The following is a 10,853-nucleotide window of genomic DNA, read 5'->3' on the forward strand; positions in this document are numbered from 1 at the left end:
AGGCAAAAGAAGCACCCCCCGTCGGTCCGCCCCCCGCGGCGGGGCGGGGTGGCCCTGCCGGCCGGGATTTTTGGGCAAGGGCTCCAGCCCGGGCCCGAAAAGGCGCCCCGCCAGGGGGGCCCCCCCCTCCCCCCCACCGGGCTTTTGTTTGTTCGCCGCCCCCCCGGGGGCCGCCCCGCCAGCCACATCCGGCGGATCTCCAACGGATTTCGTCCGAGCCGGGCCGCTACTCGGTCGGCCACTGCGCCAGGAACACCGACTGCCGCAGCGTCTCGACGAACCCGCGGCGGGTGTACAGCTTCAGCCCGGGCTCGTTGCGGGCGTCGACGGTGACCACCAGCGCCTTGACCTTCGACAGCGTCGCGGCGGCCACCGCGAAGTCGAGCAGCTCGCCGCCGTACCCGCACTTGCGGAACAGCGGGACCACGCCCAGGTACGACAGCTCCACGACGTCGGGCTCGGGACCGGGGGCGAACAGCACCACGCCCAGCACCACCTCGCGGTCGACGGCCAGGAACCACTCGTTCCCGGTGCCCGAGTCCGAGAACCCGGCGAGCAGCTCCTCCTCGGTCCGCCCGCCGGTGAGTTCGGGGCAGTCCATGCTCCGCTCGTGGGTGGCGAGCAGGGCGGTGCGGAACCGGTCCGAGAACGGCGGGCCCTCGGGCTCGAACACGATCGGGTGCTTCGGCTCGGGGGGCACCTCGTCGGCCGCGAGCGGGCGGCGGAGGAAGATCAGTTCGGTGGTGCGGACGAACCCGTTGCGGGCGAGCGGCCCGAGGTCGGGGAGCTCGTCGTCGGTCGCGAACGCCTGGCACACCTTCACCCCGGACCGCCGGAGCCAGTCGGCGGCCGCGTGGACGAGCGCGTCCTCGGCCTCGGGCGAGTCGGCCCGCGGCGGCCACGCGACCCCGAGCCCGCCCCGGAGCGGCTGCGCCAGGATCGCCCCACACATCCGCCCGTCCCCGGACCGGGCGACGAACAGCCCCACCGGGTCGCGCTCGCCCCCGCCGAGAGCGGCGAGGTACGGTTCGGCCCGCTCGGGGGTGCCGAAGGCGAGCCGCAGCGCGTCCGGCGTCTCGGCCGCGGCGGCGGGGGAGATCGTGTAAATCATGCCTGGAGTGTACCACGCGCCCGGACCGGTCGCACGGAATTGCGGGGCCGCGGGGCGGTGGCGTTCGGGAGTCGGAGTCGGTGGGCGACTCGCTCCGCGAGTCGCGCCCCGGCGCGGCAACACCGACCCGCCCGTCTCGGAGCGCTGCTGGTGTCACTCGCGGAGCGAGTGACCGACCGTCCCCGGCCGCGGAACGGACGAGCGGGCGCGCGAAGCTGGGCTTGTCCGGCCGGGGGGCGGGTGGTATTCGGGGCGTCGACTTTCACTCGCCACGGGGACACCACAATGCGGAACTTACTCGCCCTGATCGGGCTACTGGTGGTCGGGTTCGCGGGCATCGGCTGGTACTGTGGCTGGTACAAGTTGAGCGTCGGCAAGGGGCTCAACGGGAACCTCCAGATCGAGACCGAGGTGAAGACGAACAAGGTGGTCGAGGACTCGTCGTCGTTCTTCCAGAAGGTCGGGAAGATCGCGAGCGACAAGCTGGAGAAGGAAGCGAAGGACGCGCGGCCGATCGGCGCCCCGGTCGCGACGCCCGGCCCGGGCACGCTGCCCTCGGTGCCGACCCCGCCCGCGGCCCCGGCCGCACCGACCCCGAGCGGCCGGAGCGGGTTCGGGAGCTGGCTCCTGGCGCCGCAGAAGCCGGCCCAGCCCTCGGTGGGGAGCCGCTAACGCGACCCCGTTCGCCGAGCGTAAATTGCGGCCCGTGTGCGACCGGTAACTTGGGGCTACCCGAGTACCGCCCGCACACGGGCCGCCTCCGTTGATGGTGTCGTCCGGCGGTTGAGGTGTAGCGGGAACGTGTGTGCGGCGAGTTTGGGGAGGGGTCTCCGCAATCGACGCCGACTCTTCGCGAAGACTCCAAACTCTTCGCGAACGAGGCCAACTCTTCGCGAACGTAGGGGAGAGCCTCGCGAACGATCCCCGACTCCTCGCACACGAGTGCCACTCTCCGCAATGGTCGTTCGCGTCACACAAGAATTTGGACCTCAACTTCACCCGAGAGCGGGCTACGCCGTGGACCCGACCCCGCGGGATCACCAGATGAGCGACGGACCAACCCCGACGCGAATCCGGATGCTTGACGGAGAGGTATCGGCGTTGGACAATCTCGCAGACGTGCCACCTGCGTGGGTCATCGGCGGCCCGGCGCAATTTGGCTGTTACCCTGTTAGTTTGCGCGCCGCGCAAACTAACGGGTGGTTTTACCGGTGTTAGTTTGCGCAACGCGCAATGAGCAAGCGTTCTGCTCGCGCAAACTAATTCCAAGTTCGGCGGAGGGAGCGCGGATGGGGGTGGCGGGCTTCGACCTCGGCGACAGGCTGCCGACGCTCGACGCCGGGCGGGTTCGGCTGCGGTGGCTGACCGACGCCGACGTGCCGGCCCTGTTCGCCGTGTTCGGCGACCCGGCGGTGACCCGGTACTGGGGGTTCGGCACCCTGCCGGACCTGCCCGCGGCGGCCGCCCTGCTCGCCGACATCCGCGCCGGGTTCCGGGCCGGCACCCTGTTCCAGTGGGGCATCGAGGCCGGCGGTGCGGTGGTGGGCACCTGCACCCTGGCCGCCCTTGACCCAGCCAACCGGCGGGCCGAACTGGGGTTCGCCCTCGGCCGGGTCCACTGGGGTCGCGGGCACGTGGCGGCCGCCCTGCCGGCGGTGCTCGGGTTCGCGTTCGGGCGGTTGGGGCTGCACCGGGTGTTCGCCGACGCCGACCCGCGGAACGCCCCGTCGATACGCCACCTGGAGAAGCTGGGGTTCCGCCGGGAGGGCGTGCTGCGGCAGCATTATCGGGTGGCCGGGGAGTGGCAGGACGGGGTGGTCTACGGGCTGCTCCGGTCGGAGTGGGTCGCAGACCCCGAACCGAACGCTGCAGCAGACCGGGGCCCCGGTAGCGGTTCCTGACGCTCAGCGCTCACGGCCGCGGCTGCTGAGCTTTTTGTTCGGCGGAGGGCTTCTGGCGTGGGGCAGCCACAGCGGGTGTTGTTCCGAGGACCGAACTGCGAGGAGTCGCTCGACCCGACGCCCGACGAGGTGTTCGCGGTCATGGCCCTGCCCTACGACGAGCACTGGGGATACCAGCCGGTTGCCGAGTTGCAGTGGCACGACCCGTCTGCCCCGACCGGGAATAGCGGTAGTCGGGAGCCTGAGACACAGCTGATCCTGATCAAGCACCCGGACTGGGGGTGGTACTTCGAGTACAGCCGCCCTGCGGGGCCGGCTGGGGCGGGCGAGTGGCTGGCCCCGCTCGACCCGACCGGGCCGCCGGGGCATGCCCTGCACTGGTGCTGGGGCGAGACGCAGTGGTATCGGGCGGCGAGCTTCGTGCCCGAGGGGCCAGCCCATCAGGTTGTGGCAGACTTCATGGCGACGGGGCGGCCGTCGCCGGCGGTGGCGTGGGCGTCCGCCGTGGACATCGAGTCGCGGCTGCAACATGACGAGTACGCCGAGCGGTACGGGTCGGCCCCAGACGCCGAACCCGGCACTGCACCTGTCGGCCGCCGCAAGGCCGGCCGCCGCAGGTGAGCTGGTTGTTCGGCGGCGGAGGGCGTAGCGGGTGGCGTTCCTTGTGTGCTACTCCTGGTCCCCGCCGGACGATCACACCAACCACCGCGCGCTGTATCTGAATCAGCGGTTCTACGAACTGATTTACAATCGCTGCCGCGCTGAGTCTGGCCCGTACGCAGTCCTGCGAGAGATCGCTCTGCTGCGGTACAAAAGCCCGACGCTCGTGATCGCGGGCGACCGTCTGGCCCGGCTCGCACAGGAGATTCGGCGGCTCGCCGGGTGGTGGTCGCCGCACCCGCAACTCGCGGAGTTCCGGCGGGTGTGCGCAAAGGCGATGGCCGATGGCTGCGCGCTGACGATCAGCGGCGACATGTACCCAGAACTGTGGCGGGCAGGCGCCGAACCGCTCTCATGGCCAACCGACTTGAATGAAAACGAAGCTCCTGGGTCGGTCTGAACGCCCGCCCTGAAGCATGTCGAAGCCCAGTCTCCTCGCACTCGTTCACCACAGCTTCCCCTCCTTAGGATCACTTGGCCGCACCGGGATGGTTCTTTCGCTGGCCTCTCATCACACGACAGTGACAACGGACCGTCACCGCCGAGGCGGTGCCGAACAGCTCTACGGGGTCGGCCGGCCGTCACGCCAGTGACAACCGACTGTCACTCTCCCAGAACGCGTTCCCGCGGCGGTGCCGGTGGTAAACGCACGCGGCGCTCTTGTACCGCCCCGGGTCGAGGGCCAAAATGGTGCCCGCTGGAACCGCGAGCCTCCGGAATGTCAGGGCTGATCGCCCTCATCGCAACGCACGCGGCTTGCGGGGATTCTTTCGGCGGCGGAGGGTATTCGATGTTGGTGCGGTCCCCTGGCGTCAGGGCGGTGCCGAGGTGTTCGCGTGGTACGCGCTCGGTGTCCGACTGATCGAACAGGGGACCCGCTCTGGAGCCGGTAACAGTGTCTTTTCCGCCGGCGACATTGTGGTTAAGGTTGTGATTGGCGCGACTGTTCACCGTCCCGTTCACTCACCGATTGGGAGTTCTCCCGATGCCAATCGCGGTCGTCTGCCCCGGTGTGGGGTGTGGAAAGAAGTTCAAAGTCAGTGACGAGCAGGCCGGCAGGCGCGCGAAGTGCCCGGCCTGTCAGACCCCGCTCACGATTCCCGCGGCAGCCGCGCCCGAGGCCGAGCCGCACCAGAAGCCGACGGCCGCCCCGCCGCCCGGTACCCCCGCCCTCTTCACTCGCCTGAAACTGGTCGTCCGCGGCAAGGCGTTCACCGGGTTCAAGCTCGGCGGGGCGGCCAAGGTCACCCACCGCGTGTACGCACCGGACGACAAGAAGACTCCGCTGGCCGTGGTCCGCAAGGAGAAGCGCCCGTTCGACCTGCTCGGGATGCTGTTCGGGTCGACGAAGCCGGTGCGGTGGGACGTGCGCGAGGACGAGGGCGGGGACAACCTGGTGTCGCTCGTGGTCCGTCGCACCACCGCGTCGAAGCTGTCGTCGCTCGCCCCGACGCAGGTGGACGCCGACCTGCTCGACACCGCGGGCCAAAAGGTCGGCACGTTCAAGCTCCGCGGCCAGGTCCTCGGGAACCGGGCCGACCTCACGTTCGTGGACACGGACGGCGAGCCGCTGGCGGCGATCGGTGCGATGGGGAGTGCGGCCGACCTGGTCGGGCTGGCGGTGTCGTTGCCGGACGGCCGGCGGCTCGGGACGGTGCGGTCGGAGGCGATGGCCGACGCGGTCGACGCGGTGCAGCAGGGGAAGGCGAAGCTCACGGTGTCCGGGTTCGGTGACCCCGAAGGGCACGTCGCCGAGGTGGCCCCGGCGGGGGCCGGCGACCCGGCCGCCCACCGACTGCTGCTGGCGCTGGCGGTACTGGTCGAGGTGACCGGGATCGGGCGGCGCAACACCGCCCCAGCCCCCATGCACTCCCCCCGCCGCGGCCGCCGCTGATCACTCGCCCGGGCGTCTGGCACACGGACCGGACCCCGGCGGGCCGGACCGGGGCGCGCCCGACCCGGACCTACCCGGGTGCGTTACCGACGAGGCCGCGCTGGCGTGAGTTGCGCCGCGCCGTCACTCCCCCAACGAGCGGGCCGTCTTCTCGTCGACGTCGGCCTCGCGGGTGCGGCCCAGGCGGCGGAGCGCCTGCGAGCGCGCGAGGTACGCCACCCCCAGTTCCGGGCCGCGCTCCACGGCGAGGGTGAAGTCGGCCAGCGCGAGTTCGACCTCGCCCAGTCCCGCGAGCGCCCGCCCCCGCAGCACCAGGCACTCGGCCCCCGGGTTCTGCCCCACGCACAGCGCCAGCACCCGGGCCGCCCGGTCGTACCGCTCGGCCCTCAGCAGGCTCACGCCGAGGTAGAAGTTGGGGACGAACCCGAGCGGCTCGCGGGCGGCCGCCGCCTCGCAGAGCGTGACCGCGGCGGCCGCGTCGCCCCGGGCCAGCGCCGCCCGGGCCAGCGCGCAGAACTCCCACGCCGCCCGCGGTTCGGGCCGCGGCCCGGCCGGCGGCTCCCCGTTCTGCTCGCGGGCCAGCCCCAGCCCCAGCGACGGCCCGAACGCCCGCTCGGCCTCGGCGAGCACCTCGCGGACCTCGTCCCGCGCGGCCCCGGCGTGCGCGACCGGGGCGAGCCGGGCGTGCAGGTCGGTCCACAGGACGACCAGTTCCAGGAGCCGGTCGCGGATGTCGGCCTCGGCGGCCTGTTCCATCGGCCCGCCCGAGCGGTCGAGCAGGACGCGGCGCTCGGCCCACAGCTTGCGGCCGGCCCCTTCGAGCACCCACTGGAGCCGCCGCGGGGTGTGGTCCTGGAGCGCGTGGAACCGCATCTGCCCGACGACCGCGTCGAGTTCCTTCGCCAGTTGCCGCTGCCGGGCCTCGCGCACCCGGGCGGCGAGTTCGGCCCGGACGGAGTCGGCCCCGTGGGTCCGCTCGGCGAGGTCCGCCCCGGCCAGGAACCGGCCGACGGCCGCCTCGTACTGCCCGAGCCGCTGGTACTGCTCCCCGTCGTGCAGCGCGGCCTCGACCTCGCGGCGGCGGTCCTCGTTCCGCTGGTACAGGGCGAGGCCGGCGGCCGCGGCGGTGCCGCAGAACGCGGCGAGCAGCACGGCGAGGGGCAGGCCCAGGGGCCGCCGCCGCCGCCACTTCCGCCAACGCTCGGGGAGCGTGTCCCGCACCCCCCGCAGCGGCAATTCGCTCAGGTGCCGGCCCAGGTCCTCGGCCAGCGCGGTGCCGGTCGGGTACCGGTCGTCCGGGTCCGGGGCCAGGCACTTCGCCACGACCGCGGCCAGCCCCCGGGACACGTGCGGGTTGAGCCGGGGCAAGTCGCGGGGGTCGGGCGGGGGCTCGTCGCCCGGCGTCCCGGCCAGCGCCCCGGCCAGGATGAGCCCGAGCGAGTACAGGTCGGACCGGCCGTCCACGGCCCGCGGGATCGGGTCGAGGCCCGAAAGGGCGGTGATCGCGGCCCGCTGCTCGGGCGACATGTACAGCCACGTGCCGCCCAGCCACGGGACCGTGGGCGTGTTCGCCGGGATCGGCTGCCGGGCCACGTCGAGGTCCAGGACGATGGGCTGGCCGTCCGGGGTGACGAGCACGTTCGCGGGCTTCAGGTCGAGGTGGACGAGCCCGCGCTGGTGGGCGTAGGCCAGCGCCTCGGCGATGGCCTGCCCGGTGCGGGCCACGAACTCGACCCACGACGCCCGGCCGAGCGCCCCGGCGAGGTGCGGCTGGGCGGCGATCCGCACCGGCACCGAGTCCTGGTCGCCCTCCAGCACCCGCAGCGCCGCGGCCCCGGTCCAGTCGCGGACGGGCCGGTCGCCGAGCCGGTGCACCAGGGCGGCCAGCGTCGTCCGGGCCAGGTACGGCATCGCCAGCACCCGCAGGCCGGTCGCCCCGACCGCGGTGGCCCAGTACAGCGGCATGATGTGCGTGTGCTGGAGCCGGGCGAGGTTCAGGTGCTCGTGGCGGGACGAGTGCCGCGTCACCTTCAGGACGAGGGGGCGGTCGGCCAGGGCCGGCTGGCGGGCGAGGAACGCGTGCCCGGACGCGCCGCGGCCGAGTTCGGCAACCAGCACGCAGTTGTCGAGGGTGTCGCCGACGGCCGGGAAGTCGGGGGCCGGCGCCGGCGGCCGCGGCCCGCCCGCGGCGCCCCCGGGCTGCGGGGGCGCGTGAATGTTGCTGCTGGCGATGTGCTCCGTCCGGTCCGCTCGGGGCGGGGGCCGGTTCGCCGTCGTCGGGGGGTCGTCGGGGTCCATGTGCGTCCGGGCTCAGTCCGTGTACCCGCCGACGGTCTGGCCGTCGTTGCTGCTGAGGAGCCGGAACCACACGCCCTGGTGGACCGCGTCGCGGACGAACACCACCGCGCCGTCGGCCAGGCACACGTTCACCCCGCCCGGGTGCCGGCTCCGGGTCTGGGCCTGCCAGCTCGGCCACCCGAGGTTCGCGAACCCCGTGTTGCACCCCATCTGGTGCCGGGTGCCGATCCCCGAGTAGTAGAACTCCGGGCACCCCTGGACGTCGTCCGACGTCTCGACCCGGTCGTTCGGGGTCGGGCAGTCGCCGATCGCGTTGGCCGCGGTGATGCTCGCCCCGGGGAACCCCATGGTCCACACGCCCCGGGGGTCCCGCTCGTTCACCCCGACCCGCACCTCGGTGAACATGGCGGTCTGGCTCGCGCCGTCGCGGATCTCGGCCGGCACCGCCCCGAAGTTGATCGCCATGACCGGCCCCGTCTTGCCGTGCGCCTCGGGGTACGACCGGCCGTTGAGCGACATCTGCCACCACCCGGGGCCGGCGTTGGCGGCGTAGTTCCCGCGCGCCCACGGCCCCGGCTTCTGCGTGTACCCCGAGAACGGCTTCGCGTTCCCCGCGTCGGCCGGGCACAGGTACGTCGGCACCACCTTGTCCCTCAGCACGTTCACCCAGTGGTCCCGCTTCGCGGCGTCGCCGCTGGCGTACCCCGGGAGGTAGTCGCCGGGCCGGGCGGCCTTGTACAGGTGCTCCTGGTCGAGGAACGGGAGCAGCAGCACCGCCCAGTTCGGCCCGAAATCGTACCGGATCGGGTCGCTGTTGCGGCGGGCCGGGCTGTCGGTCAGCGTCAGGTCGTAGAGCAGCTCGGGGGGCGGGATGCCGGAGGCGTCGGCGATCGACGGCGGGCTGGCCTTGAGGGCGTAGGGCATGTGGATCCCGACCGGCAGGCGGCCGTAAGCCGTGACGTGCGTCTGTGCGGCCGCGGCGATCTGCCGCATGTTGTTCGCGCACTGGGTCCGCTTGGCGGCGACCCGGACCCGCTGCACCCCCGGCACCACGAGGGCCGCGAGCACCCCGACGATGGAAACGGCGACGAGGAGCTCGAGGACCGACAGGCCGCACCGAGTGGGAGCGTTCGGGCTCATCGGGCACCGCCTTCCTGGAGACGGCCCGACCACCCTTCGGCGGGTGGCCGGAGCACGACCGGGTGCGGGGGTCTCAACAGGGCGAACAGATCGCGGGGCGCGGGGTCGGTCGGAACCGTTCGGCCACGGAGGTGCGGGACCGGCTCGCACACCGGGTGCCAACTTCCGCGGGCGAGTCGAGTTGCGCGACCGGACGGGGCCGGATGGCGACTCGGATTGAGGCGGCGGACCCAACGTTCCGCTGCAGGGCGTAATTGCCACCGGGCCGGGACGCTCTCGGGGACGTGGGCGACGACCCAGACGGGCGACAGTGCCTGAACCTTACACCCGACAATCACCCTGTCAATAACATAATGCGAAACCCGTATCGGTACTGTTACGTCGCGGCAAAGCCTGCTTCGACGGTGAGCCGCGGGTGTGTCCGGCGCGCACAAGGCGGCCGGGCACGGCCGCGGGCGGCCGCCGGCGGCACGCTCTGGTACTCGGTTTGCAGTTGTGACGGTCACGCCCCGCCGTGTCGCGCGGCCGCGGCCGTCGCCCGCCCCCTTGGAACTCACCCGCCATGTCGCGCACCACTGCCCCCCGCACCCGGCTCGCGGTCGAAGCGCTCGAGGCCCGCGAGGTTCCCGCCATCCTCTACGGCGTCACCAACTCGCAGCGGCTCCTCGCGTTCGACTCGGCGAACCCCACCGTGTCGCTCGGCTCGGTCCCGCTCACCGGCCTCGCCGCCCCGGGCGAGCGGGTCACGGACATCGACGCCCGCGTCGGCGGCGGGCTCTACGGCCGCAGCACCCAGGGGCGGATCTACCTCATCAACCCGCAGACCGGCCGGGCCACGCAGATCGGCGGGCAGGTCGCCCCCGGCGCGAGCGTGGGGATGGACTTCGACCCGGTCCGCAACCAGTTCCGGGTGGTGAACTTCTCGGGCGGCAACTTCGCCGTGAACCCGTCGTCCGGGGCGATCGAGGCGATCGGCAGCCCGCTCCGCTACCAGGGCGGCGACCCGCTGGCCGGGCGGACCCCGCGCCTCGCGGCGATCGCGTTCACCAACAGCGTCACGCTCGCGCTCACCACCCAGGTGTTCGGGATCGACCACACGACCGACACGCTGGCCGTGGGCGTCGGCGACCCGAACGCCGGCGTGTACCGGACCGTGGGCTCGATCGGGCTGAACGTGACGAACCGCGTCGGGTTCGACATCGACCCGGCACTCAACGTCGGGTACGTCACGCTGCAACAGGAGGGCACGGCGTTCTCGGTGTTCGGGCGGGTGAACCTGGCGACCGGGCAGTTGTCGCTGGTGAGCACGGTCGGCCCGGCGGGCGCGCTGATCCTCGACGTGGCCGCGGCGCAGGGGCTCGGGTTCCCGGCCCCGTCGTTCCCGACGCCGACGGGGAGCCCGTTCCCCGCGACCAGCCCGCTCGCGCCGCCCCCCACGGTGCCGCCGTTCACGCCGACGCAGCCGTTCCCGACGACCGGCGGCATCCCGTTCCCGACGACGACGACCCCGGCCGGCGGCTCCCCGTTCGGGCCGTTCTCGCCGTTCGGCGGGGGGACGACGTTCGGCGGCGGCCTCTTCGGCGGCGGCGGCATGTTCGGGTTCTCGCAGTCGATCAGCAGCCTCGATCCGCTTGCAATCGGGGTGTGAACGAGCCGCACGCGCGTCGCGCTCGCGATCAAGTTGTGCCTCTTGGTTTGGCATCATGGCGAGCGGGGGAGGTGAGTCCCCCGGTGAAGGCGCAATTCGAACCGCAATTCACACTCCACCGGGGGGCTCATACCGAATCTGTTGCATTCGTAGTGGTCCGAGCCCGAGCGCCGAGCGAGGGTTCACGTGAACCCTCGCTCG

9 protein-coding genes are annotated in these 10,853 nt (G+C 72.5%); 6 read left to right on the forward strand and 3 right to left on the reverse strand.

All coding sequences use genetic code 11. The annotated features are described in order from the left end of the window. Positions 1-226: 226 nt before the first annotated feature. On the reverse strand, positions 227-1,111 hold the full coding sequence (locus ACTIGN_RS04765; RefSeq protein WP_439621659.1) for a GNAT family N-acetyltransferase: 885 nt from the start codon (positions 1,109-1,111) through the stop codon (positions 227-229). A 285-nt stretch (positions 1,112-1,396) separates the two neighbouring features. Between ACTIGN_RS04765 and ACTIGN_RS04770 the strand changes: the two genes are divergently transcribed. The 5 genes from ACTIGN_RS04770 (at position 1,397) to ACTIGN_RS04790 (ending at position 5,566) form a co-directional block, all read left to right on the forward strand. Next, positions 1,397-1,783, forward strand: a complete 387-nt coding sequence (locus tag ACTIGN_RS04770) for a hypothetical protein (protein WP_439621660.1) — start codon at positions 1,397-1,399, stop codon at positions 1,781-1,783. Between the two features lie 617 nt (positions 1,784-2,400). Beyond that, positions 2,401-3,012 carry a GNAT family N-acetyltransferase gene (locus ACTIGN_RS04775; protein ID WP_439621661.1) on the forward strand — a complete coding sequence of 204 codons (612 nt, stop codon included), beginning with the start codon at positions 2,401-2,403 and terminating at the stop codon, positions 3,010-3,012. Positions 3,013-3,087: 75 nt separating this feature from the next. Further along, complete coding sequence (locus ACTIGN_RS04780; RefSeq protein ID WP_439621662.1) at positions 3,088-3,633, forward strand: hypothetical protein; 546 nt, start codon at positions 3,088-3,090, stop codon at positions 3,631-3,633. A 31-nt stretch (positions 3,634-3,664) separates the two neighbouring features. Beyond that, a complete protein-coding gene (locus ACTIGN_RS04785; protein ID WP_439621663.1) occupies positions 3,665-4,072 on the forward strand; it encodes a hypothetical protein in 408 nt (135 codons plus the stop codon). Positions 4,073-4,657: 585 nt separating this feature from the next. Next, positions 4,658-5,566, forward strand: a complete 909-nt coding sequence (locus ACTIGN_RS04790) for a hypothetical protein (RefSeq protein WP_439621664.1) — start codon at positions 4,658-4,660, stop codon at positions 5,564-5,566. A gap of 123 nt (positions 5,567-5,689) precedes the next feature. Here ACTIGN_RS04790 and ACTIGN_RS04795 read toward each other — a convergent pair whose 3' ends face one another. Both ACTIGN_RS04795 and ACTIGN_RS04800 read right to left on the reverse strand, forming a co-directional pair. Further along, a complete protein-coding gene (locus ACTIGN_RS04795) occupies positions 5,690-7,864 on the reverse strand; it encodes a protein kinase domain-containing protein (RefSeq protein ID WP_439621665.1) in 2,175 nt (724 codons plus the stop codon). Between the two features lie 12 nt (positions 7,865-7,876). Beyond that, positions 7,877-9,004 (reverse strand): DUF1559 family PulG-like putative transporter, encoded by a 1,128-nt coding sequence (locus ACTIGN_RS04800; protein WP_439621666.1) that lies wholly within the window; start codon positions 9,002-9,004, stop codon positions 7,877-7,879. Positions 9,005-9,566: 562 nt separating this feature from the next. On the opposite strand from ACTIGN_RS04800, the gene ACTIGN_RS04805 reads away from it, so the two are divergent. Next, positions 9,567-10,652 (forward strand): DUF4394 domain-containing protein, encoded by a 1,086-nt coding sequence (locus ACTIGN_RS04805; protein ID WP_439621667.1) that lies wholly within the window; start codon positions 9,567-9,569, stop codon positions 10,650-10,652. The last annotated feature ends 201 nt before the right edge of the window (positions 10,653-10,853 follow it).

The sequence above is a fragment of the Gemmata sp. genome, assembly GCF_051859125.1.
In the GTDB taxonomy this organism is placed as follows: Bacteria; Planctomycetota; Planctomycetia; order Gemmatales; family Gemmataceae; genus Gemmata.